The organism is Acidovorax sp. GW835-FHT14B10 (assembly GCF_058793725.1).
On sequence record NZ_JBXAGC010000002.1, the window covers coordinates 213,802 to 235,398 of the forward strand.

Annotated in this window: 21 protein-coding genes and 1 riboswitch; of the genes, 8 read left to right on the forward strand and 13 right to left on the reverse strand. The window is 66.2% G+C overall.

Annotated features, from left to right (window positions below; genetic code table 11):
* Positions 1-122 precede the first annotated feature (122 nt).
* The 4 genes from AC1Q5S_RS02930 to AC1Q5S_RS02945 all read left to right on the forward strand — a co-directional run bounded on the left by AC1Q5S_RS02930 (position 123) and on the right by AC1Q5S_RS02945 (position 3,266).
* A complete protein-coding gene (locus AC1Q5S_RS02930; RefSeq protein ID WP_026437689.1) occupies positions 123-611 on the forward strand; it encodes an Lrp/AsnC family transcriptional regulator in 489 nt (162 codons plus the stop codon).
* 146 nt (positions 612-757) lie between these two features.
* Positions 758-1,753, forward strand: a complete 996-nt coding sequence (locus tag AC1Q5S_RS02935) for a DnaJ C-terminal domain-containing protein (protein ID WP_026437690.1) — start codon at positions 758-760, stop codon at positions 1,751-1,753.
* 2 nt (positions 1,754-1,755) lie between these two features.
* Positions 1,756-2,100 (forward strand): chaperone modulator CbpM, encoded by a 345-nt coding sequence (locus tag AC1Q5S_RS02940; protein ID WP_026437691.1) that lies wholly within the window; start codon positions 1,756-1,758, stop codon positions 2,098-2,100.
* A gap of 113 nt (positions 2,101-2,213) precedes the next feature.
* Positions 2,214-3,266, forward strand: a complete 1,053-nt coding sequence (locus AC1Q5S_RS02945; RefSeq protein WP_303836932.1) for a sensor domain-containing diguanylate cyclase — start codon at positions 2,214-2,216, stop codon at positions 3,264-3,266.
* A gap of 181 nt (positions 3,267-3,447) precedes the next feature.
* Here the strand turns inward: AC1Q5S_RS02945 and glmU are convergent, their stop codons facing one another.
* Complete coding sequence (glmU, locus tag AC1Q5S_RS02950) at positions 3,448-4,878, reverse strand: bifunctional UDP-N-acetylglucosamine diphosphorylase/glucosamine-1-phosphate N-acetyltransferase GlmU (protein ID WP_492238305.1); 1,431 nt, start codon at positions 4,876-4,878, stop codon at positions 3,448-3,450.
* A 145-nt stretch (positions 4,879-5,023) separates the two neighbouring features.
* Complete coding sequence (locus AC1Q5S_RS02955; RefSeq protein WP_492238306.1) at positions 5,024-5,539, reverse strand: DUF2917 domain-containing protein; 516 nt, start codon at positions 5,537-5,539, stop codon at positions 5,024-5,026.
* A 120-nt stretch (positions 5,540-5,659) separates the two neighbouring features.
* On the opposite strand from AC1Q5S_RS02955, the gene AC1Q5S_RS02960 reads away from it, so the two are divergent.
* Positions 5,660-6,655 carry a LysR substrate-binding domain-containing protein gene (locus AC1Q5S_RS02960; protein WP_303836952.1) on the forward strand — a complete coding sequence of 332 codons (996 nt, stop codon included), beginning with the start codon at positions 5,660-5,662 and terminating at the stop codon, positions 6,653-6,655.
* A gap of 98 nt (positions 6,656-6,753) precedes the next feature.
* Here the strand turns inward: AC1Q5S_RS02960 and tyrS are convergent, their stop codons facing one another.
* On the reverse strand, positions 6,754-7,986 hold the full coding sequence (gene tyrS / locus AC1Q5S_RS02965) for a tyrosine--tRNA ligase (RefSeq protein ID WP_348682471.1): 1,233 nt from the start codon (positions 7,984-7,986) through the stop codon (positions 6,754-6,756).
* A 201-nt stretch (positions 7,987-8,187) separates the two neighbouring features.
* Here tyrS and AC1Q5S_RS02970 point away from each other — a divergent pair, with 201 nt between their 5' ends.
* Together AC1Q5S_RS02970 and AC1Q5S_RS02975 are read left to right on the forward strand one after the other, a co-directional pair.
* Positions 8,188-9,546, forward strand: a complete 1,359-nt coding sequence (locus tag AC1Q5S_RS02970) for a M23 family metallopeptidase (protein ID WP_492238307.1) — start codon at positions 8,188-8,190, stop codon at positions 9,544-9,546.
* Between the two features lie 34 nt (positions 9,547-9,580).
* Positions 9,581-10,690, forward strand: a complete 1,110-nt coding sequence (locus AC1Q5S_RS02975) for an anhydro-N-acetylmuramic acid kinase (protein WP_303836940.1) — start codon at positions 9,581-9,583, stop codon at positions 10,688-10,690.
* A 25-nt stretch (positions 10,691-10,715) separates the two neighbouring features.
* Here AC1Q5S_RS02975 and erpA read toward each other — a convergent pair whose 3' ends face one another.
* The 4 genes from erpA to AC1Q5S_RS02995 all read right to left on the reverse strand — a co-directional run bounded on the left by erpA (position 10,716) and on the right by AC1Q5S_RS02995 (position 14,196).
* On the reverse strand, positions 10,716-11,081 hold the full coding sequence (erpA, locus tag AC1Q5S_RS02980; RefSeq protein ID WP_092699568.1) for an iron-sulfur cluster insertion protein ErpA: 366 nt from the start codon (positions 11,079-11,081) through the stop codon (positions 10,716-10,718).
* Between the two features lie 179 nt (positions 11,082-11,260).
* The gene (gene rpsI / locus AC1Q5S_RS02985) at positions 11,261-11,653 is read right to left on the reverse strand and encodes a 30S ribosomal protein S9 (RefSeq protein WP_026437699.1); all 393 of its coding nucleotides are present in this window, start codon (positions 11,651-11,653) and stop codon (positions 11,261-11,263) included.
* An 11-nt stretch (positions 11,654-11,664) separates the two neighbouring features.
* Positions 11,665-12,096: a 50S ribosomal protein L13 gene (gene rplM / locus AC1Q5S_RS02990; protein ID WP_056414298.1), complete on the reverse strand. Its 432-nt coding sequence runs from the start codon at positions 12,094-12,096 to the stop codon at positions 11,665-11,667.
* 180 nt (positions 12,097-12,276) lie between these two features.
* Positions 12,277-14,196 carry a serine/threonine protein kinase gene (locus AC1Q5S_RS02995; RefSeq protein WP_492238336.1) on the reverse strand — a complete coding sequence of 640 codons (1,920 nt, stop codon included), beginning with the start codon at positions 14,194-14,196 and terminating at the stop codon, positions 12,277-12,279.
* 384 nt (positions 14,197-14,580) lie between these two features.
* Between AC1Q5S_RS02995 and AC1Q5S_RS03000 the strand changes: the two genes are divergently transcribed.
* A complete protein-coding gene (locus tag AC1Q5S_RS03000) occupies positions 14,581-15,468 on the forward strand; it encodes a 23S rRNA (adenine(2030)-N(6))-methyltransferase RlmJ (RefSeq protein WP_492238308.1) in 888 nt (295 codons plus the stop codon).
* 43 nt (positions 15,469-15,511) lie between these two features.
* Here the strand turns inward: AC1Q5S_RS03000 and AC1Q5S_RS03005 are convergent, their stop codons facing one another.
* The 6 genes from AC1Q5S_RS03005 to AC1Q5S_RS03030 all read right to left on the reverse strand — a co-directional run bounded on the left by AC1Q5S_RS03005 (position 15,512) and on the right by AC1Q5S_RS03030 (position 21,461).
* Complete coding sequence (locus AC1Q5S_RS03005) at positions 15,512-16,186, reverse strand: septal ring lytic transglycosylase RlpA family protein (protein ID WP_422204731.1); 675 nt, start codon at positions 16,184-16,186, stop codon at positions 15,512-15,514.
* A 69-nt stretch (positions 16,187-16,255) separates the two neighbouring features.
* Positions 16,256-17,107 carry a methylenetetrahydrofolate reductase [NAD(P)H] gene (gene metF, locus AC1Q5S_RS03010; protein ID WP_303835729.1) on the reverse strand — a complete coding sequence of 284 codons (852 nt, stop codon included), beginning with the start codon at positions 17,105-17,107 and terminating at the stop codon, positions 16,256-16,258.
* The gene (locus tag AC1Q5S_RS03015) at positions 17,104-18,102 is read right to left on the reverse strand and encodes a TlyA family RNA methyltransferase (protein WP_303835726.1); all 999 of its coding nucleotides are present in this window, start codon (positions 18,100-18,102) and stop codon (positions 17,104-17,106) included. The genes metF and AC1Q5S_RS03015 overlap by 4 nt, the downstream gene beginning before the upstream one ends.
* A gap of 177 nt (positions 18,103-18,279) precedes the next feature.
* Entirely contained in the window at positions 18,280-19,716 is a 1,437-nt protein-coding gene (ahcY, locus tag AC1Q5S_RS03020; RefSeq protein WP_303835724.1) for an adenosylhomocysteinase, read from the reverse strand.
* A gap of 69 nt (positions 19,717-19,785) precedes the next feature.
* Positions 19,786-19,864: riboswitch (S-adenosyl-L-homocysteine riboswitch) on the reverse strand.
* Between the two features lie 217 nt (positions 19,865-20,081).
* Complete coding sequence (locus tag AC1Q5S_RS03025) at positions 20,082-20,927, reverse strand: class I SAM-dependent methyltransferase (RefSeq protein ID WP_303835723.1); 846 nt, start codon at positions 20,925-20,927, stop codon at positions 20,082-20,084.
* Positions 20,928-21,098: 171 nt separating this feature from the next.
* Positions 21,099-21,461 (reverse strand): group I truncated hemoglobin, encoded by a 363-nt coding sequence (locus AC1Q5S_RS03030; RefSeq protein ID WP_303835722.1) that lies wholly within the window; start codon positions 21,459-21,461, stop codon positions 21,099-21,101.
* Positions 21,462-21,597: the final 136 nt, after the last annotated feature.

The following is a 21,597-nucleotide window of genomic DNA, read 5'->3' on the forward strand; positions in this document are numbered from 1 at the left end:
TTGAAAAGATGCTGCGATGGTAGGCAGGTCAAAGAAAAATATTGGATTGATATTTCTTGAAATTTGAAATTTAATTTCACTTTTCAATAGAAACGGAATTTAATTCCACAAAAAATCAATTTATGGAACAAATAGCAATAGATGCCACCGACCTGCAGTTGCTCCACCTGCTGCAAACCGATGCCGCGCAGAGCAACCAGTCCCTGGCGCAGCAGGTGCACGTGTCGCCGCCCACCTGCCTGCGGCGCGTCAAGCGCCTGCACGATGCCGGACTGATTGAGCGCCAGGTGGCCATCCTGCAGCCCGACCGGCTGGCGGCCCTGCAGGGCCACGGGCTGTCGGCCATCGTGGAGGTCACGCTGGACCGCCAGGGCGCCGAATGGCTGGACGCGTTCGAAGCCCGCGCCGTGGCGGACGACGGCGTGCAGCAGTGCTGGCGCGTGTCGCCGGGGCCGGATTTCATGCTGGTGGTGCACACGCGCGACATGCCGGCGTACCTGGCACTGTCGCAACGCCTGTTCACGGGCGACGCCAATGTGCGCAACGTCAAAGCCTTCTTTGCCACCCGCCGGGCAAAATTCGAGACAAAAATACCGATAGCGCTTCCCTGACAAGCGCCTGCAGCCATCTTTTTGCGGCATTCCGCCGGCATGGCGCCGGCCGCAAGCGCCCCGGCATTGCCATGGTGCCGGACTGCGGCCTACAGTAGCAGCCCCCGCTGCTGCCCCTTGCAGCCCCACCGCGAAGGAAACGCCGCATGGAATTCAAGGACTACTACCAGGTGCTGGGCGTCGGCAAGACCGCCACCGCCGAGGACATCAAGAAGGCCTACCGCAAGCTGGCGCGCAAGTACCACCCCGACGTGAGCAAGGAGGCCGATGCCATGGCCCGCATGGCCGAGATCAACGAAGCCAACGCCGTGCTCTCCGACCCCGAAAAGCGCGAAGCCTACGACGCCCTGGGCCGGCAGGCGCCGCACCGCCCGGGGCAGGATTTTCGCCCCCCGCCCAACTGGGACGCGGGCTTCGAGTTTTCCGACGGGGCAGGTGCGGCCGGCGGGCCCGACGGCGAATTCAGCGACTTTTTCGAGCAGCTGTTCGGCCGCCAGGCACGCACCCGGCGAGCCCACGGCGCGCACCGCCAGCCGCCCCGCGATGCCGCATGGGATGGCGCAGCCCCACCCTCGCGCGGCAACGACCACCACGCCAAGATCGAGCTCGACCTGCTGGACGCCTACCAGGGCGCCGAGCGCAGCCTGGCGCTGCGCGGCGCCCGCCTCGATGCAGCAGGCCGCATGGTGCACGAGGAACGCAGCCTGCAGGTCAAGATCCCCAAGGGCGTGCGCGAAGGGCAGCTCATCCGCCTGACCGGCCAGGGCAGCCCGGGCACGGGTGGCGCGCCCGCGGGCGATCTGTTCCTGGAGGTGCATTTCAAGCCCGACGCACGCTGGCGCGCCATCGACCGGGATGTGTACCAGCCCGTGGCCGTGGCGCCCTGGGAGGCCGAGCTGGGCGCCGTCATCGCGGTGCAGACCCCTGCGGGAGCCCTGGAGGTGACCGTGCCCGCGCACTGGAAATCCGGGCGCAAGCTGCGCCTGAAAGACCGGGGCATTCCGGCCGCCACGCCCGGAGACCTGTATCTGGAACTGAGCGTCGCCCTGCCACCAGCCCACAGCGACGCTGAGCGCGCCGCCTATGCCGCGCTGGGCGCGGCCTTTCCCCGCTTCAACCCGCGCGCCACTCCCGGAGCCTGACCATGCCCTCTGCCCACGACACCCCCACCATCCAGCCGGGCGAACTGCTGGATGAAGCAGCCGAACTCACCCTGGAGGACCTGGCCCGCATCTGCCACATGGCACCGGGCTGGGTCAGCGAACGGCTGGAAGCCGGCCTGCTGCAGACCGACGGCCCGGGCGGCCACTGGCGCTTCGCCAGCGCCACCGTGGTGCGCGCGCGTCGGCTGGCCCAGCTGGAAACCACCTTCGACGCAGACCCCCATCTCGCCGCCCTCACGGCCGATCTGATCGAGGAAGTGGCGCGGCTGCGCCAGCGCCTGCAGCACCTGGAAGCCGCCACGAGAAACGGCCTTGCGCGGGGATGACGCATCCGGTGCCATTTTTTTCTGGCGCTGGCGGGGCGCTCCCTGTAGGCTTCTGTAACAATTCCACACCCAGCGCACGCCCTGCCCGGGCGGCGGCCCCTGACGCATCCACCATGCCCACCCCCCAACGCCAACTCCCTCGCCGGGTCTATCCCCTGCGATTGCTGGGCATGGGGCTCGGCGGCGTGGTGGCGAGCGTGGTGCTGTGGGAGCGCAACGCCAGCCTGCCGGCCTGGCTGTGCATGGCGCTCATTTCCTTCGTCTGGCCCCATGTGGCCTACCAGCTGAGCCACCGCAACTCCAACCCCTACCGCGCAGAAATACGCAATCTGCTGGTGGATTCGGCGCTGATCGTGGCCCTGATACCACTGATGCACTTCAATCTGCTGCCCAGCGTATTGATCATCACGCTGACCATGGTGGACAAGATCACCACCGGCATCCGCGGCCTGTGGGTCCGCTCGCTCCCTGGCATGGCCGGCGCGGCGGTGATCAGCACGGCTTTCGCCGGTTTTCACTGGGCACCGCATACATCCATGCCGGTGCTCATTGCGTGCCTGCCCGTGCTCGTCCTGCACACCCTGTCGGTCAGCGTGGTGAGCTACCGCCTGATCCGCGAGGTGTCACGGCAGAACCAGTTGCTCGACGAATTGCGGCGCATCGACGCCCTCACGGGCCTGTATGGCCGCGGCCACTGGCAAGAGCAGGCCGAGGCCACGCTGCGCCGCCACCATGCCACCGACGAACCCGCCTGCCTGGTGATGCTGGACATCGACCACTTCAAGCAGATCAACGACCAGCACGGCCACACCGTGGGCGACGAAGTGCTGCGTGCGCTGGCGCGCATCATCCTCGGCAACGTGCGCGCCACCGACTGCGCAGGCCGCTACGGCGGCGATGAATTCGCCATCGTGCTGCGCGGCATGCACCTGGACAACGCCATGGTGGTGGCCCAGCGCATCCGCGAACAGGTGCAGGCCCTGCAGCTGCACGACCTGCCCCAGCTGCAGCTCACCAGCAGCCTGGGCGTGGCCCCGGCCGACCACCGCCACAGCAGCCTGCGCGCCTGGACCCATGCCGCCGACTCCGAGCTCTACCAGGCCAAGGCCGCGGGGCGCAACCGGGTCTCGGCCGGCGCCATGCCGGCTCTGGCGCCGGTGGTCTAGGCAACGCAGAACAAGCCGCCGCGATGGCGCGCGCCCTGGTTGGGGATGGAATGCAAGGCGCAGAGCGCAGCAATAGCCCCAGCCATTGCGCGCATTGGCTACGCGGCACACCGTCCAAAGCAGGGATGCGCGGCACGCGAGGGATTTGTTCAGCGTTGCCTCAGGAGGCTGCCGGCCACTGTCATGCCTTGGGCTGCTTGGCCGGGCGGTGCCAGTTCTCTTTGCTGACCTGCTTGCCGCGCGCCACGCCCAGCGCGCCGGGCGGCACATCCTTGGTGATGGTGCTGCCACCGCCCACCGTGCCGCCTGCACCGATGGTGACGGGCGCCACCAGCACGCAGTTGCTGCCGATGTGCACATCGGCCTCGATCACCGTGCGGTGCTTGTTCGCACCGTCGTAGTTGGCGGTGATGCTGCCCGCACCGTAATTCACGCGTTCGCCCACCGTGGCATCCCCCAGATACGCCAGGTGGTTGGCCTTGGCGCCGTCGGCCAGGGTCGAGTTCTTCACTTCCACGAAGTTGCCGATGTGCACCTCGCGGCCCAGCTGCGCGCCGGGGCGCAGGCGGGCAAAGGGGCCGATCAGCGCGCCCGCCCCCACGGTGGCGCCCAGCTTTTCGCCGTCGATGTGGGTGAAGGGGTGGATCACCGCACCGGCCGCGATGCGCGCGTTGGCAATGCAGCAGTTCGCGCCGATGTGCACGCCCTCACCCAGCTCCACGCGGCCGGTGAAGACGCAGTTCACGTCGATCTCCACGTCCTGGCCGCACACCAGCGCGCCCCGCACGCCGGTGCGCGCGTCGTCGCGCAGATCCAGGCGCGCCGGATCGGCCAGGCGCACGCCCTGCTCCATCAGGCTGCGCGCGGTGCGCAGCTGGTGGGCGCGCTCCAGCTCGGCCAGTTGCAGCGGGCTGTTCACCCCCACCACCTGCAGCACGTCGGTGATGCGGTGGGCCACCACGGGCACGGCATCCTGCACGGCCATGGCAACGATGTCGGTGAGGTAGTACTCGCCCTGGGCGTTGTCGTTGGTCAGCCGCGCCAGCCAGCCGCGCAGCAGCCGCGCGGGCACGGCCATGATGCCGCTGTAGACCTCGGTGATGGCGCGCTGGGCGTCGGTGGCGTCCTTGTGTTCGACGATGCCCTGCACAGCGCCTTGCGCATCGCGCACGATGCGGCCATAGCCCGTGGGGTCGGGCAGGGCCACAGTGAGCAGCGCCAGCCGGTCGCCGACCGAGGCAGCCACCAGCGCGCGCAGCGTGTCGGCCTGGGTCAGCGGCACATCGCCCGACAGCACCACCACGGTGCCATCGTCGCGCAGGTGCGGCACGGCCTGCTGCACCGCGTGGCCCGTGCCCAGCTGGGGCTCCTGGCGTACAAATTTCAGATCAAAAGTGCCATCAGTGCTTGCTGCGCCTGCGGTCGCAGCTTCTACTTCTGCAGCACCGTGGCCCGTGATGACGATGGCGCTGCGCGCGCCCAGGTGCGCGGCCTGGTCCAGCACATGGTGCAGCAGCGGGCGCCCGGCCAGGCGCTGCAGCACTTTGGGGATGCGGCTTTTCATGCGCGTGCCCTTGCCGGCCGCCATGATGAGAATGTCGAGTGGGGTCATAAAAAAACGGGGTTGTGCGCGCGGCAACAGCACGCCGCGCGGGCATGGCGTGGATTATCGGTTGCCGCATGCCCTGCACCAAAAAGCGATTGAAACAATGGCTATCAGCACGGACCCCTGAAACGCCTGCATTCATTGCACCGCATCAAGGCAGGGCAGCGCAAGGGCCGCGCTGGCGCCGGGGCACGGTCCGGTGCAGGGCAAACCGGGCCAGGCCGGTGACACACCGCCCGCCCGCGCCGGCCACGTCCGCCATGGCCGTGCCCAGGACCCGCCCGCCCTGGCCCAGCGCGTGCCGCAGATCCCGCAGCGGCTGCACCACGCCACCCTCCCAGTCGCTGGAAGCAGCGCCCGCAGCAGGGGCCAGTGTGGCCGGGGCCGCCGTCACACCGCTCCAGCGCAATGCCGCAGCATCGGCGTTGGCGCACGGCCCCCAGGCCTCCACCACGGCATGCTGACCGGCCGCGATGCACAGGCGCTCGCCCGCCTGGAGCACATGGTCGGCCACGGCGCCCGGCCGATCGCTCCAAGACCCGCGCAGGGTGAGCCAGACCCGGCCCTGGACCACCTCCAGCACCCCAGCGCAACGCGGGCGCAGCGACAGGGCCTGGCCGGCGGCCAGCACGGAGGGTTGCAATGGCAGAACATGGGGAGTGAACATGACAGGCTCCTTGACTCATGAAGAAGGGTTGCGCAGAAGGAATGGTGCGCCGCCCATGCCCCACAGTCCAATGAAAACGCGCTACGCTATTCATTCCATCCACGCATGAATCATCTGCCCATGGTTTCCGCCGAATACGCCCCCGCCGTGCTGCGCACCCGCCCCGTGGCCACGGGCCACTGGCGCGCCTTTCTGGCCGTGGCACGGCACCTGAACTTTCGCGCCGCCGCCGATGAGCTGGCGCTCACCCAGTCGGCCGTGAGTCGCCAGATCCAGGCGCTCGAAGACGAAGTGGGTGTTGCGCTGTTCCTGCGCCACACGCGGGCCGTGGAGCTGACCAGCGCGGGCGCCCAGCTGCAGCGCGCGGTGGCACCCGCGCTGGAGCGCATGGACGCCGCCGTGCGCCTGGTGCGCCAGACGGCGGGCCGGCGCAGCGTGGCCATCACCACCTGGGCGAGCTTTGCGTCGATGTGGCTGATCCCGCGCATGGAAGAATTTCAGCGCGACAACCCCGGCATCGACATCCGCATTGATGCCAGCGACGTGGCGGTGGACCTGGAAACCTCGGACGTGGACCTGGCCCTGCGCTGCAGCCTGCCGGGTGCGGGCACCCAGGGCGGGCAGCGCCTGTTTGGCGAGCAGCTGGCGGTGGTGGCCAGCCCCTGGCTGCTCAAAAGCGGCCAGCCCCTGCGCACCCCGGCCGATGTGGCCCGGTTCACCTTGATCGAGGCGAGCGACGCGCACCGCAGCCAGCACCTGGAATGGCTCAGCTGGCGCCGCTGGTTCGGTGCCCGCGACCTGGCCAAGCTGCAGCCCGAACGCTGGCTGTACTTCAACTACGCCCACCAGATCGTGCAGGCCGCCCTGGCCGGCCAGGGCCTGGCGCTGGCGCGCATGCCGCTGATTGCCGACGCGCTGGCTGCCGGCGACCTGGTGGAGGTGCTGCCCGGCCACCGCATCGATTCGCCCCTGGCTTACTGGCTGATGGTGGGGCCGCGCAGCAGCCAGCGGCCGGAAATCAAGGCCTTTTGCGCCTGGCTGCAGGTGCAAGCCGAGGCCACGCGCGCGGCGATTGGGGATGTGCCCGACCCGGACCTGAACGACACCCTGGACTGACCACCCAAAAAGTGCCGAGCCCCAGCGGACTCTGCACTTCCAAATTGAGAGCTTTCAGCGCTTATTGAACCAGTGCCTACAGCCATTTCCACCCACAATCAGGCCAGGGTCACCCGTGCAAACTTGCGCTTGCCCACCTGCACCACGTAGGTTCCTGCTTCGAGCTTGAGCCCCTTGTCGCTGACCACGCCGCCGTCGATGCGCACGCCGCCACCCTCGATCAGGCGGTTGGCCTCGCTGGTCGAGGGCGCCAGGTTGGCCTGCTTGAGCAGGGCGCCAATGCCCAGCGGGGCGCCCGACAGCGCCACCTCGGGAATCTCGTCGGGCACGCCGCCCTTGCTGCGGTGGATGAAGTCCTGCTCGGCCGCATCGGCCGCCGCCGCGCTGTGAAAGCGCGCGGTGATCTCCTTGGCCAGCGCCACCTTGGCGTCCTTGGGATTGCGGCCATTCGCCACCTCGGCCTTGAGGGCCTCGATCTGCGCAAGCGACTGGAATGACAGCAGCGTGTACCAGCGCCACATCAGCGTGTCGGAAATGCTCAGCACCTTGGCATACATGGTGTTGGCGTCTTCGCTGATGCCGATGTAGTTGTTCTTGGATTTGGACATCTTCTCGATGCCGTCCAGGCCTTCGAGCAGCGGCATGGTCAGGATGCACTGCGGCTCCTGGCCGTATTCCTGCTGCAGATGGCGCCCCATGAGCAGGTTGAACTTCTGGTCGGTGCCACCCAGCTCCAGGTCGCTCTTCAGGGCGACGGAGTCGTAGCCCTGCATCAGCGGGTAGAGAAACTCGTGCACCGCAATCGGGTTGCCCGCCTTGAAACGGTCGTGGAAATCGTTGCGCTCCATCATGCGCGCGACGGTGAACCGGGAGGCCAGCTGGATCATGCCCGTCGCGCCCAGCGGCTCGCTCCACTCGCTGTTGTAGCGGATCTCGGTGCGCGCCGGGTCCAGCACCATGCTGGCCTGGCGGTAGTACGTCTCGGCGTTGAACTGGATCTGCTCGGGCGTGAGCGGCGGGCGCGTGCTGTTGCGCCCCGAGGGGTCGCCGATCAGGCTGGTGAAATCGCCAATCAGGAAGATCACCTGGTGGCCCAGGTCCTGCAATTGCCGCATCTTGTTGAGCACCACGGTGTGGCCGATGTGGATGTCCGGCGCCGTCGGGTCCAGCCCCAGTTTGATGCGCAGCGGCTGGCCCGTGGTTTCGGAGCGCGCCAGCTTCTTGATCCACTCGTCCTGCGGCAGCAGCTCGTCCACGCCGCGCAACGAGATTTCAAGGGCCCGTCCTACACCATCGGATACCAGGTTCTTTGTAACAGCAGATTGATTCATAAGGGTTTTCTGGGATGTCTAGACAGCGTGCCCCGCTATACTTCAGCCCACATTGCAGTGGGCAGATTCTAGTGGTCTCGCCGTTTCGACACCTCGGCAGCCCTGTCGCATTCCTGCAACCTGACCGCCTGCACTCCCGGTTTTGCCCCGTTTTGCAGCGGGAACCATGCCGGCAGCACCTTCAACCTTGGGGACAGACCTTTGATCAACGGCTTCACCACCGCCACCACCGTATTGCTGGCCCGGCTGGTTCACTGTGTCCAGAAACACCCCCAACGCATCACCGCCGCCGTGGCAACCCTGCTGCTGACCGGCGGCGGCGGCGCATTTGCCGTGGCATCGTTGGCCCCCGATCCATCGGATCTTCCCGTGCGCCAGATCAGCTACGCCGTCGAGTCGCTGGCGGCCAACCCGGTGCTGGAGGCCCTGGAAGCACCCGGTTTCTCGCTGTACCGCTCGGAACAGACCCGCAGCAGCGACACCGCGGAGTCCTTGCTGCAGCGCATGGGCGTGGCCGATCCGGCCGCCTCGGCCTTCCTGCGCGACGACGCCCAGGTTCGCCAGAACCTGCTGGGCCGCGCAGGGCGCTCGGTCTCGGCCGAAACCACCGATGACCACCACCTTTTGCGCCTGACCGCCCGCTGGGCCCCGGACGACAGCGGCAACTTCCGCCGCCTGGTGGTCGAGCGTTCCGGCGAGCGGTTCACCTCGCGCATCGAGTCCGCCCCCCTCACCACGGGCAGCCGCCTGGCAGGCGGGGTGATACAGAGCTCGCTGTTTGCCGCCACCGACGCATCCAGCATCCCCGATGCCGTGGCCGTGCAGCTGGCCGAGGTGTTCTCGGGCAACATCGACTTTCACCGATCGCTGCGCAAGGGTGATCGCTTCTCGGTGGTCTATGAAACCCTGGAAGCCGACGGCGAACCGCTGCGCAGCGGTCGCGTGCTCAGCGCGGAGTTCCACAACAACGGCAAAACCCATGAGGCGGTGTGGTTTCAGGACCCTGGCACCGCCAAAGGCGCCTATTACACCCTGGATGGCGCCAGCATGCGCCGCGCCTACCTCACCTCGCCGGTGGAGTTTTCCCGCGTGAGCAGCACCTTCAAGATGCGTTTTCACCCCATCCTGCAGAAGTGGCGCGCCCATCTGGGCACCGACTATGCCGCGCCCACGGGCACGGCGGTGCGCACGGTGGGTGACGGTGTCATCGAATTTGCCGGCGTGCAGAACGGTTTCGGCAACGTGATCTACGTGAAGCACCGCAACCAGCACCAGACCGTGTACGCCCACCTGAGCCGGATGGACGTGAAAAAGGGCCAGACCGTCGAACAGGGCCAGACCATTGGCGCCGTGGGCGCGACGGGCTGGGCTACCGGCCCGCACCTGCATTTCGAATTCCGCGTGAACGGACAGCAGCAAGATCCACAAGCCATCGCCCAGCAAAGTGAATCCGCCGCCCCGGTGTCGGCCGCCGCCCGTCCCGCCTTCGACCGGTTGGCCGCGAACATGCGCGTGCAACTGTCGGCGGCCGCGCTGGTGCAGCAGGCCAGCGCCGAGTAAGCCGCAACCGGCACGCCGCTCGGGTTTGCAGGCGATGACCGGTTTGTACATCGGCCTCATGTCGGGCACCTCGCTCGACGGCGTGGATGGCGTTCTGGCCGATTTCTCACAAGAGAAAATGGCTGTTATCGGCCATGAATCAGCACCATTAGCTCCTGATTTAAGAGCAGAACTACTCGCACTCAACACCCCCGGCCCCAACGAACTGCACCGTGCGGCCCTGGCGGGCAATGCGCTGGCACGGGCCTACGCCGAGGTCGTGCGAAGGCTGCTGAAACACAGCGGCGTCCCCGCCAGCGCCGTACGGGCCATCGGCGCGCACGGACAGACCGTGCGCCACCGCCCTCAGGAATTCGACGGCACGGGCTATACCCTGCAACTGAACAATCCCTCCCTGCTAGCCGAGTGCACCGGCATCCCCGTGGTGGCGGATTTTCGCAGCCGGGATGTGGCTGCAGGCGGACAAGGCGCCCCGCTGGTCCCGGCCTTTCACCGGGGCGTGTTTGGCCGGACAGGCGAGACGGTGCTGGTGCTCAATATCGGCGGCATCTCCAACCTCAGCGTGCTGGGCGCCGACGGCAGCGTAGCGGGCTTCGACTGCGGGCCCGGCAACGCGCTCATGGACCACTGGTGCCAGTTGCACACCGGTCAGGCCTTTGACAAAAATGGAAACTGGGCCGCCCAGGGCCAGGTGCAACCCGACCTGCTTGCCACATTGCTGCAGGAGCCTTTTTTGCGGCAACCCCCGCCCAAAAGCACGGGGCGCGACCTGTTCAACCCGACCTGGCTGTCGGATGCGCTGGCGGCGCACTCCGGCGTCCGGCCCGTTGACGTGCAGGCTACCTTGACAGAATTGACCGCCAGCGCTTGCGCAATGAGCGCCATCGGCCATGGGAAAAATAGCAAAACACTGGCAGTGTGCGGTGGCGGCGCCTTGAACACCCAGCTGATGCGGCGCCTGCAGGCCTTGGCGCCCGGCATCTCGGTGGCGCCTACCGACACCCTGGGCCTGCCCGCGCTGCAAGTGGAGGCTGCTGCCTTTGCCTGGCTGGCCCGCCAGACGGCGCAGGGGCAAACCGGCAACCTCCAAAGCGTCACGGGCGCCCGAGGCGCCCGTGTGCTGGGGGCCGTCTACCCGGCCTGAAAAAAAGAGGGCTCCGCTCGACCCGTCAGGCCGAGAAGCTCGAACCGCAGCCGCAGGTGCTGGCGGCGTTCGGATTCTTGATCACGAACTGGGCGCCCTGCAGGTCTTCCTTGTAGTCGATCTCGGCACCCACCAGATACTGGTAGCTCATGGCATCGATCAGCAGCGAGACACCATTCTTGGTCATGGTGGTGTCGTCTTCATTGGTGATTTCGTCAAAGGTAAATCCGTACTGGAAGCCCGAACATCCGCCGCCCTGGACGAACACGCGCAGCTTCAGGTCGGGATTGCCCTCTTCGGCGATCAGGTCCGCCACCTTGGCCGCTGCGCTGTCGGTGAACAGGATGGGGGTGGGCATTTCGGTCTGGACGTTTTCGGCAACTGCGCTCATGGGGTACTCCAATTCAGGATCTGACTGGAATGCTACTGCAATCCAGTCGGGAATTCAGGCCACCGGCGTTTGACGCCAATTTCAGTGGGGGCATTGTGGCTGGCAACAAAAAACCGCCCGAAGGCGGCTTCTTGTTGCGACCCACCACCGCAAGGATGGCAGGCAGGCAGTACCAGCGCTTAACGCTTGGAGAACTGCTTGGCGCGGCGGGCGGAGTGCAGACCGACCTTCTTGCGTTCCACTTCGCGGGCGTCGCGCGTCACGAAGCCGGCTTGGCTCAGGACGGGCTTGAGCGTCGCGTCGTAGTCGATCAGGGCGCGGGTGATGCCGTGGCGGGCAGCGCCGGCCTGGCCGGATTCGCCACCACCGTGCACGTTGATCATCACGTCGAAGGTTTCGACATGGTTGGTCAGCGCCAGGGGTTGCTTGGCAATCATGATCGAGGTTTCGCGGCCGAAGTAGGACTGGATGTCCTTGCCGTTCACCGTGATCTTGCCGGAGCCTTTTTTCAGAAACACGCGGGCGACGCTGGATTTGCGACGGCCGGTGCCATTGTTCCATTCACCAATCATCTCAAGGCTCCTTAGATTTCCAGCGCTTTGGGCTGCTGGGCGGTGTGGGGATGCTCGGCACCACCGTACACCTTGAGTTTCTTGATCATCGCGTAGCCAAGGGGGCCCTTGGGCAGCATGCCCTTGACAGCCTTTTCCAGCGCGCGGCCGGGGTGCTTGGCTTGCATGTCGCGGAAGTTCGTGGCCGTGATACCGCCGGGATAACCCGAGTGGCGGTAGTACACCTTGTCCAGGGACTTGGTGCCGGTGACCTTGAGCTGGGCGGCATTGATGATGACGATGAAGTCACCGGTGTCGACGTGAGGCGTGTAAATGGCCTTGTGTTTGCCGCGCAAACGGAGAGCAACTTCGCTGGCTACTCGTCCGAGGACCTTGTCGGTCGCGTCAATCACAAACCACTCGTGCACGACCTCAGCGGGCTTTGCGCTGAAAGTAGTAGTCATGAGTTTTCTCTTGGAAAGAGGGTTTGGCGGGTCCTTTTCCACGGTCGGTGCTTCTCTGAAGGAAGCCTCTTAGGTGGGATGAAGCCTTCGCCGCGGGACCACAAAAGCGCTGCGAAGCCCGCCATTATACAAAGCAGCACCCTTTTCAGGCAAGGGCGGCCGCGAGAACGCACTGCAGCGTCAGTTTTGCATCTGCCGGCGCTGCTCGTCGGCCTCCTGCCGCCGGCGAACATCCACACACACCGGGTGTGTGGCCAGCCCCGGTTTTTTGCATTCATTGAAAATGCACAGGGGACGGGCCAGCATGCCGGCATCGGCACAAGCTTCCTCAGGCCCCATGGCGCGCGCCACCGGAGCCCTGGGCCTGGGCCCCACGACCGGCTCGGGCGCAGATATATCCTGCACCACCACCGCGGTGGTGGAAGAAGGCCCCGGCAGGGCGCGCCGCTGCGCCGGCATGCGCACGGCGGGGCCGGCAACGGCGGCTTCCGCGGCGGCGGGCGCTGCGGGCACTCCGCCCGGACCGCCCGCAACCGCAGCCGCACTCTGATCGCCCTCCCCCGCCAGGGGAATGTCGCTAATGGAATTCGCCGGCACCGCCAGTGGTTCCTTGAGCTCCGTGAGCATGTCGCCGGCCGGCCTCGGGGGGGTGGAGTGCCCCTGCGTCCACCACGATGCTCCGGCGGCGGCGCCCAGGGTCAGAAGGATGCCCGCCAGCCACACCGACGACGATGGCCACCGGGACCGGGTCCCTGCGGCGGCATGCCCCGTTCGTTGCGCTCCGCTACCTGGCGCTTTTGGCGTGCGTTTTTGCTTTTGCTCGGAGCGCTCCGCCCGCGAAGGCGGTTCTGCCGGCACCGTCCCCATCCTGGGTGAATCCTCGAAAACCGAGTCTCCCACATCGATGAAAACCGTGTCAGCCATGCCTGCCGCCACCGTGTCCGGCCCCGCGGCAGCAGGGTTGTCCCGCGCGCCCAGGCCAGCAGGCGGCAGTTCAGGCCGCGCCGAACGGTAGGTCAAGTCCTCCAGATCGGCCATTTGGGGGGGAGCAGAGACAGCGTCCACAATGGGCGCGGTCCCGCCAGGGCCTGGCCGATCTGCGGATTCGACCCAGATACCCCCCAGTTCGGCCCGGAAGTCGAAGTGCTCGACGCCCTCGGGCGGCGACGTCATTCCCATGGTTTGCAGGAATGCGTCGATGCTCCGGGGCCTGTCCTCGGGGCGCAGGGCCAGGGCCTGGGCGATGGCGGCCACAAATGGCGCCGAATACTGCACGCCGAACTGGCGCTGGACGGTCTTGGCCACGCGCGCGAACGGCACCATGCGGTCCCGGATCGAGCGCAGCGTGGCGGGCAGCGGGGTGTCGTTGCACAGGCAGCCATGCACCACGGCAGCCAGCGAATACAGGTCGCTCCAGGGGCCCTGGCGCAACTCGTCATCGCCCTCGGAATACTGCTCGATGGGCGCGTAATTCACCTTGAGCACGACCGTGTGCTTGTGGCCCTGGTCATTGATGGCATGGCGCGCGGCGCCCAGGTCGAGCAGCACCGGCGGCCCGTTGTCCTGCAGGAAGATGTTGTCGGGCGAGATGTCGCGGTGCAGCGTGTTGCCCTCGTGCAGCACACGCAGCGCACCCAGCACCGACCACAGCATCTTGCGCAGCCAGACCTCGGGCGGGGGCGTGCGCATCTGCGCGCGCGCCTGCTTGAAGGTCATGCCGGTGTACAGCGGCATGACCATGTAGGCGGTGTTGTTGGCCTCCCAGAAACGGAAAACCTTGACCAGGGACGGATGGTCGAACTGCGCCAGCAGGCGGGCCTCGCCCATGAAGGACGCCAGCCCGGTATGGTAGGTCTGCTGGTCGGATGACGATCGCACCCACAGCGATTGCCCCTGCGAACGGCCCGCAAGCGCCGAAGGCATGTACTCCTTGATGGCCACGGCGCGGTGCAGCGAATGGTCGAATGCCTTGTAGACCATGCCAAAACCGCCCACCCCGAGCAGTTGCAGTATTTCAAACTCGGCCAGACGCGTGCCCGGTGTCAGCGCGTCCACATGGTTCACACGGCTGACAGGGGTGGGGCTGGGGTTTTCGATCATCATGGGCGGGGGTAATGCGGGAACGCGTCCGGGGCAGCAACGGGAGAGATGCGCGGTGCCTCGACCATCACGGCTTCCATCATGCTGCATGCACCGTCGCCCCCGGAAACAAAAGGCATCCTGTCTGCCAAAAACGTCACCCGACGGCACGAACGCCGCCGATTGTGCCGTTTTTTCCAGTGCGCCAGCAGCGCGCCGGCCCCGCCCAACCATCACACCTGCCGAACAACCAGGAAAATAGCTTGAATTCCCCGCAGACAAAATACCAAAAGCTATTGCTTTTATAGCATTTCAAGACTCTATTCAGGCCCACGCTGTGCGTCCGATGCACGCTGCGCAGCAACGCACATCGGCCACCAGAGGCCGAATCGTTACCATTGCGCCATGTTCAGTTATCGCCACGCCTTCCATGCAGGCAACCACGCCGATGTGCTCAAGCACACCGTCCTGATTGCCGCCTTGCAACACCTCACCGAAAAAGACGCGGCCCTCACGGTTCTCGACACCCATGCGGGTGCGGGCCTGTACCGGCTCGATGGCGACTACGCCAGCACCAGCGGCGAGGCGGGGGACGGCATCTTGCGCCTCACCGCACCCGGCGTTGCCGCCCTCACACCCGCTCTGCAGGCTTATGTGGACCTGGTGAAAGCCTTCAACCAGGGCGCCACCACCAAGGTGTACCCCGGCTCGCCCTTCATCATCCAGCGGCTGCTGCGCGAGCACGACAAGCTCAAGCTGTTTGAGCTGCACCCCACCGATCTGCGCGCGCTGGCCGGCAACGTGGCCCAGCTGGAGGCGGGTCGGCAGGTAGCCGTGCTGCATGAAGACGGTTTCGAGGGCATCAAGAAATTTTTGCCTCCACCGGCCCGTCGCGCTTTGGTGCTGTGCGATCCCAGCTATGAAATGAAGAGCGACTATGCCAAGGTGCTGAACATGGCGGCCGACTCGCTCAAGCGCTTTGCCACGGGCACCTATGCCGTCTGGTACCCCATCATTCCGCGCCCCGAAGCGCACGACCTGCCGCGCCGCCTGAAAACCCTGGCCACCAAGGCGGGCAAGGGCTGGCTGCATGCCACGCTGACCGTCAAGTCCAGCAAGCTCACCGGGAAGGCGGATGGCGAAATCAAGCGTCCGGGCCTGCCTGCCAGCGGCATGTTCCTGATCAATCCCCCCTTCACCCTGAAGGCCGCCCTGAAGACCGCCCTGCCCCAGATGGTGGAATTGCTGGCCCAGGACCAGCATGCCACCCACACGCTCGAATCGGGCGGCTGAAAGCGGCGGGGCGATGGACCGCTTCCTGGCTCTACGGCCAGGCTCAAGGGGCCGATCCCGAAAGCGACTGGAAACAGTCGCTCTCGCCTTCCTCCAGCAGCCACAGTTCCACGGGCTTGATGCCCAGTCCCAGCATGCCCAGCTCCTGGGCGGCAGCCTGGCTTACATCGATCACGCGGTTCCCGGAGAAAGGGCCGCGGTCATTGATGCGCACCACCACGGCGCGGCCCGTGAGCTGGCTGCGCACACACACCCGGGTGCCGAATGGCAGGGAACGGTGTGCGGCGGTGAAATCGCGGCGGTTGAAGATCTCGCCACTGGCCGTGCGCCGGCCGTGAAAGCGCGGTCCGTACCAGGATGCCAGGCCCTGCTGGTCGCTTTCGCGCACGGGCTCGTCCGCGCTGTCCTGCGGCTCCGCGCTGTCGGCTCCGCGCCGGGCGGCTTCGTTGCGCGCCGGCTCCGGCACTGGCTTTGCCCGCGGCGGCGGTTCGACCTGTTTGCCGGCCGCCGGCGCGCAAAACCGCGATCGGGGCGCGCCACGTTGCTGCGCCAGCTCGCAGGCATTGCGGGGCTCGGTCGACATCCCGGCGGCCGCTTCGGGGAGCCCCGGGTCCGCCACCGGCAGGGGCGCACAGGCCACCAGCACCCATGAAAGCGCCGCCAGCCCCAGCAGCGGGCACCAGCGCACGCTCTTCACACTCTTGTCAGTCCGCTGCATCCATCACCACTTCCAGAAAAACGAAAGGCCCCACCGCGCGGCAGCGATCACGCCCGGCCCCGCCCCCCATTACAAACCGAGGCGCCGGCACAGTTCCAGCGTTGTTGCACTCTGATTCATGGTGTAGAAGTGCAGGCCCGGCACGCCGCGCTGGCGCAACTGCTCGCACAGCGAGGTCACCACATCCAGGCCAAACGCCCGGATCGACGCCGTATCGTCACCAAAACCCTGCAGGCGCAGACGGATCCAGCGCGGAATCTCGGCACCGCAGGCATCCGAAAAGCGCATGAGTTGCGAAGACCCCATGATGGGCATGATGCCGGGCACCACCGGCACATCCAGCCCCAGGCGGCGCACATCGTTCACAAAGCCCTCGTACGCATCGGCATTGAAGAAATACTGGGTGATGGCCGAATCAGCCCCTGCCTGCACCTTGGCGGCAAAGGCCTGGAGGTCGGCCTCGGGCGACTTGGACTGAGGATGCACCTCGGGGTAGGCGGCCACCTCGATGTGAAAATCACGCCCGGTCTCGGCGCGGATGAAGGCCACCAGGTCGCTGGCGTAGTGGAACTCGCCGCCCATGCCGTAGCCGCTGGGCAGGTCACCGCGCAAGGCCACCAGGCGCTTGACGCCCATGGCCTTGAGCGTGGCGAGCTGCTCGCGCACCGACTGGCGCGTGGCCCCCACGCACGAGAAATGCGAGGCCGCGCTCACGCCCTCGGCCAGGATCTCCTGCACGGTGCCGAAGGTACCCTCTTGCGTGGAGCCGCCTGCGCCATAGGTCACCGAGCAGAACTCGGGCTTGCGGGCATACAGCTGCTGGCGCACGGCGCGCAGCTTTTCGGCGCCCTCGGGCGTCTTGGGCGGAAAGAATTCGAAGCTCACCGGCAGACCGGTGGCTGGTGCGTTGGCCGCGGTCATGCGCCCCTCCTCGCAAAAACAAAAAATTCATGGTTGCCGTCACCGCCGCTGATGGGGCTGTCCAGCCACGCCTGCACCACCAGGCCCAGCCCGGCACAGCAGTCACGGATGCGTTGTTCCACCACGGCATACAGCGCGGCATCGCGCACGATGCCGCCCTTGCCCACCTGGCCGGGCTGCAGCTCGAACTGCGGCTTGACCAGCATCAGTAGGCTGCCGCCTGGCGCCAGCAGCGGCACCAGCGCGGGCAGCACCAGCGTGAGCGAGATGAACGACAGGTCCCCCGTCACCAGATCGAACACCGGTGTGATGTCGGTATCGGCGCATTCGGGCCGGCGGCGGCGCTCCACCGGCAGCGTGCCCTGTTCGCGGGCCTTGGCGCGGGCGGCGCGCTCGGACTTGAAGGCTTCGATGTCCTGGTCCTTGGCATCGTTGCTGTCGTCGTAGGCCTCGTCCACCTGCCCGCCATTGCGCATCCAGCTGTAGGGTGCCTCGGGCTGGGTCTCGTTGTCCTCTTCGGCCTCGATCACTTCCGACAGGGCCAGCTCACAGGCATCCTGCAAGGCCTGCGCCGTCAGCGAGCGCGCATTCACGCCCTCGACGCAGACCACGCGCAGATCAGCGCGCAGCCGCTCGTGCAGCTGGCCATGGCCCACATCCACGCCAATCACCTGGGCCGCGCCCTGCTGCAGCAGGCAGTCGGTAAAGCCGCCCGTGCTCTGCCCCACATCCAGGCAGCGCAACCCCGCCACCGACAGGCCGGTGGCCCGCAGCGCCCCTTCGAGCTTGAGGCCGCCACGCGAGATGTACTTGGCCTCGGCATCGTCGAGCAGCCGCACCTCGGCCACGGACGGAATTTCGTCCCCGTTCTTGGCCACCTTCTGCCAGGGCGCCAGCGGCGACAGGCGCCACTCCACGCCCGCGGCAATCAGCCGCTGCGCCTGCGAGCGCGTGGCCGCATGGCCACGTTCCACCAAAAACACATCTGCGCGCATCGCGCCCATCCTTTTTGAGTCAAGTCAGCTGGTAGCGTTAGTAAATCAAGCGCCAGCAGCTCATATAAAAATAGCATCATTGAGCCGCGCCACCCGCCAGCGCCACCGCGGAACCGGCTTTGCCGGGCCGCTGGTGGCGTCCCCCTCAGGGGGAAGGCGCAAGCGCCCGAGGGGGAATCAGTACCTGTAGGTGTCGGGCTTGTAGGGGCCCTGCTTGGGCACGCCGATGTAGGCGGCCTGCTCGTCGCTCAGCTCGGTCAGCATGGCGCCCACCTTCTTGAGGTGCAGGCGTGCCACCTTCTCGTCGAGGTGCTTGGGCAGCACGTAGACCTTGCCCACGTCGTAGCCTTCGGGGTGGGTGAACAGCTCGATCTGCGCGATGGTCTGGTTGGCGAACGAGTTCGACATCACGAAGCTCGGGTGGCCCGTGCCGCAGCCCAGGTTCACCAGGCGGCCCTTGGCCAGCAGGATGATGCGCTTGCCGTCGGCGAAGATCACATGGTCCACCTGGGGCTTGATCTCTTCCCACTGGCAGTGTTCTTCGAGCTTGGCGACCTGGATCTCATTGTCGAAGTGGCCGATGTTGCAGACGATGGCCTGGTCCTTCATGGCCTTCATGTGTTCGAAGGTGATCACGTCACGGTTGCCGGTGGTGGTGACGAAGATGTCGGCCAGTGGCGCGGCCCATTCCATGGTCACGACCTTGAAGCCTTCCATGGCGGCCTGCAGGGCGTTGATGGGGTCGATCTCGGTCACCCACACCTGGGCGCTCAGCGCGCGCAGCGCCTGGGCACTGCCCTTGCCCACGTCGCCGTAGCCGGCCACCACGGCCACCTTGCCGGCGATCATCACGTCGGTGGCGCGCTTGATGCCGTCCACCAGCGATTCGCGGCAGCCGTAGAGGTTGTCGAACTTCGATTTGGTCACCGAGTCGTTCACGTTGATGGCGCGGAACAGCAGCGTGCCCTTGGCCGACATTTCCTTGAGGCGGTGCACGCCGGTCGTCGTCTCTTCGGTCACGCCGAGGATCTGGGCGCTCTTGCGGCTGTACCAGGTGCTGTCTTCGGCCAGCTTGGCCTTGATGGCGGCATACAGGATGCGCTCTTCCTCGCTGCCGGGATTGGCCAGCACGGAGGCGTCCTGCTCGGCCTTCTTGCCCAGGTGCATCAGCAGCGTGGCGTCGCCGCCGTCGTCCAGGATCATGTTCGGGCCTTCGCCCTCCGTGCCCTTGGCGCCGAAGTCGAAGATGCGGTGGGTGTAGTCCCAGTAGTCCACCAGGGTCTCGCCCTTGATGGCGAACACCGGCGTGCCGGTGGCGGCAATCGCGGCGGCGGCGTGGTCCTGGGTGGAGAAGATGTTGCACGAGGCCCAGCGCACATCGGCGCCCAGGGCTTTCAGGGTCTCGATCAGCACGGCCGTCTGGATGGTCATGTGCAGCGAGCCGGTGATGCGCGCGCCCTTCAGGGGCTGCCTGGCGGCGAATTCCTCGCGGATGGCCATCAGGCCGGGCATCTCGGTCTCGGCGATGCGGATTTCCTTGCGGCCCCAGTTGGCCAGGCCGATGTCGGCAATGGCGCTGTCGGCCAGGGTAGGTGCGTTGACGCGTGCGTTCATGGTTTGCTCCAAAGCATGTTTGAAAAAACCACTCGCCGGGGGGGAAGGGAAAAAGCTCACCACGCGGAAAGTGGATGAGCGTCGTTGCGAAAGTGACTCCGAGCCTCACGCCCCGCCAATGCTGGGGACGCTGCAACGCTCCTCGGATGAGGTCGGGATTATACGGACGCGCGCACCCGGCGCCACGCCATCCCGGCCGCCAGCCAGGGCGCATTCCCCGGCCACATGGCTCGGCATGCGCGGGACCCACCGATGCAAGCGCCGCATCCGCCGGCAACGATGCGCCCAGTGCGCGGGGAGGCATCCGTCACCAGGCCCCGTTGCCATGCATGGTGGCTGCCCCCCCCAGGTACGGCAGCGCTCCTTCATTTCTCGCCATAAACCACGAGTGCGCTGGCGTCGATCCGGACATTGCCATCCGGGAATTTCTGCTCGATGGCCCGATACACCTCTTCCCGAATCTTCTCTCCCGTGGCTTCGTCGGCCTGGCCCAGTGCGGCAACCACCGGTGCGGCCACTTCGGTCATGGCCTGCCAGTACACATCGGCGGTCTGGCAGTCGAGCCGTCCCGCCACCTCCCTGACCGACACATTTTTCAGCCCGGCCTGCGCCAACAGCGCCTCGCCCCAGCCCGCCTGGGCACAGCGGAACATGCCCGGCGCGCCCGGCGCCGGTGCAGGCAAGGCCATGTTCCGGTTGATCGCGCCCATGATGGCCGTCACCCAGAAATTTTTCTCCGCCACATTCCAGACCGCAGTGGCCAGGCGCCCGCCGGGTTTCAGGACACGCGCCATCTCCCGGGCCGCCAGATCCATGTCGGGGAAAAACATGAAGCCAAAGCGGCAGCTGACGGCATCAAAACTCTGGTCCGCAAAAGGCAGCGCGCACACATCGCACACGCGGGTCTCCACATTGGCCAGCCCGCGGCGCTGCGCATTCTCCCTGGCGATCTCCAGCATGTTCGCCGCCAGGTCGGTGACGACCACCCGCCCCTGCGGAATGCGCGCCGCAATCGTCAACCCGGGCTCTCCCGTGCCGCCGGCGACATCGAGCACCACGTCCTGGCCCTTCGGGTCCAGCCAACGGATGATTTCGTCGCCCATGGGGCGCAGGAAGTCCATGAACAGCTCATCCCATTTCTTCCAGCCCGCGGAGAACCGGTTCCAGGACGCTTGCTGTTGTTCGCGAATGCTTTCTAGTTGCGAGTCCATTTGAGGTACCTCCATAGATGGTGTGCAACCCTCCGCCCCTGCGGCGCGACCGCGCCGGCAGGAGACCCGGTCATTCCGATTCCTGATCCTTGGTGTCTGGGCGCTCAACCGCAGCCCGTGCCTTGCAAGGCAATGCGCAGCAACAACGACACGGGTGATGGAAGAAGGGAATCAGACGCGGATGATGTGGCCCTTGAGCGCGTAGAGGATGCCGATCACCTCGTTCTTCGTGCCATCGTCCAGCTGGTGCTTGCCCATGGCACCAACAATGTCATCCATGACCGCCAGATACTCCTGTTCACTGATGTTCATCCCCTTGTGCACCGTGAGCATGTCTCTGCCGGTGTAAGGCTGCGGTCCCCCGGCACCCGCACAGAAGAACTCGGTCGCCATTTTCTTGGTGTGCTCCAGGTCCTCGGCGTTCTCGAAACGGGTTTTGACGAGGGGATTGCTCAGGTGGGCGGCAATGACATCGTCCACGAGGCGGGCGATGCCCGCCGATTCGCCCAGCCGTTGGTAAAGCGTGGTACCCATGGTGAACTCCTTTCGGTCAAGAAACTCCTGAATACGTTGCGCGGTCTGCCCGAGCCACGGTGGAAAAAGCTTACGCACAACCGCGCCAGATTCCTTGGCGCCACCATGGGGAAGGCGTGGAGATTGGCTGAAGATG

What these genes read in the sequence shown, in the direction of transcription:
- AC1Q5S_RS02935 (WP_026437690.1), top strand. Translation starts at nt 758, where the DNA reads ATGGAATTCAAGGACTACTACCAGGTGCTGGGCGTCGGCAAGACCGCC.
- metF (WP_303835729.1), bottom strand. Translation starts at nt 17,107, where the DNA reads ATGACCGCGGCCAACGCACCAGCCACCGGTCTGCCGGTGAGCTTCGAA.
- rplM (WP_056414298.1), bottom strand. Translation starts at nt 12,096, where the DNA reads ATGACTACTACTTTCAGCGCAAAGCCCGCTGAGGTCGTGCACGAGTGG.
- erpA (WP_092699568.1), bottom strand. Translation starts at nt 11,081, where the DNA reads ATGAGCGCAGTTGCCGAAAACGTCCAGACCGAAATGCCCACCCCCATC.
- AC1Q5S_RS03025 (WP_303835723.1), bottom strand. Translation starts at nt 20,927, where the DNA reads ATGGACTCGCAACTAGAAAGCATTCGCGAACAACAGCAAGCGTCCTGG.
- AC1Q5S_RS02960 (WP_303836952.1), top strand. Translation starts at nt 5,660, where the DNA reads ATGGTTTCCGCCGAATACGCCCCCGCCGTGCTGCGCACCCGCCCCGTG.
- AC1Q5S_RS03000 (WP_492238308.1), top strand. Translation starts at nt 14,581, where the DNA reads ATGTTCAGTTATCGCCACGCCTTCCATGCAGGCAACCACGCCGATGTG.
- AC1Q5S_RS03005 (WP_422204731.1), bottom strand. Translation starts at nt 16,186, where the DNA reads ATGCAGCGGACTGACAAGAGTGTGAAGAGCGTGCGCTGGTGCCCGCTG.
- AC1Q5S_RS03015 (WP_303835726.1), bottom strand. Translation starts at nt 18,102, where the DNA reads ATGCGCGCAGATGTGTTTTTGGTGGAACGTGGCCATGCGGCCACGCGC.
- AC1Q5S_RS02955 (WP_492238306.1), bottom strand. Translation starts at nt 5,539, where the DNA reads ATGTTCACTCCCCATGTTCTGCCATTGCAACCCTCCGTGCTGGCCGCC.
- tyrS (WP_348682471.1), bottom strand. Translation starts at nt 7,986, where the DNA reads ATGAATCAATCTGCTGTTACAAAGAACCTGGTATCCGATGGTGTAGGA.
- AC1Q5S_RS02930 (WP_026437689.1), top strand. Translation starts at nt 123, where the DNA reads ATGGAACAAATAGCAATAGATGCCACCGACCTGCAGTTGCTCCACCTG.
- glmU (WP_492238305.1), bottom strand. Translation starts at nt 4,878, where the DNA reads ATGACCCCACTCGACATTCTCATCATGGCGGCCGGCAAGGGCACGCGC.
- AC1Q5S_RS03030 (WP_303835722.1), bottom strand. Translation starts at nt 21,461, where the DNA reads ATGGGTACCACGCTTTACCAACGGCTGGGCGAATCGGCGGGCATCGCC.
- rpsI (WP_026437699.1), bottom strand. Translation starts at nt 11,653, where the DNA reads ATGATTGGTGAATGGAACAATGGCACCGGCCGTCGCAAATCCAGCGTC.
- AC1Q5S_RS02995 (WP_492238336.1), bottom strand. Translation starts at nt 14,196, where the DNA reads ATGATCGAAAACCCCAGCCCCACCCCTGTCAGCCGTGTGAACCATGTG.
- AC1Q5S_RS02975 (WP_303836940.1), top strand. Translation starts at nt 9,581, where the DNA reads ATGACCGGTTTGTACATCGGCCTCATGTCGGGCACCTCGCTCGACGGC.
- AC1Q5S_RS02940 (WP_026437691.1), top strand. Translation starts at nt 1,756, where the DNA reads ATGCCCTCTGCCCACGACACCCCCACCATCCAGCCGGGCGAACTGCTG.
- ahcY (WP_303835724.1), bottom strand. Translation starts at nt 19,716, where the DNA reads ATGAACGCACGCGTCAACGCACCTACCCTGGCCGACAGCGCCATTGCC.
- AC1Q5S_RS02945 (WP_303836932.1), top strand. Translation starts at nt 2,214, where the DNA reads ATGCCCACCCCCCAACGCCAACTCCCTCGCCGGGTCTATCCCCTGCGA.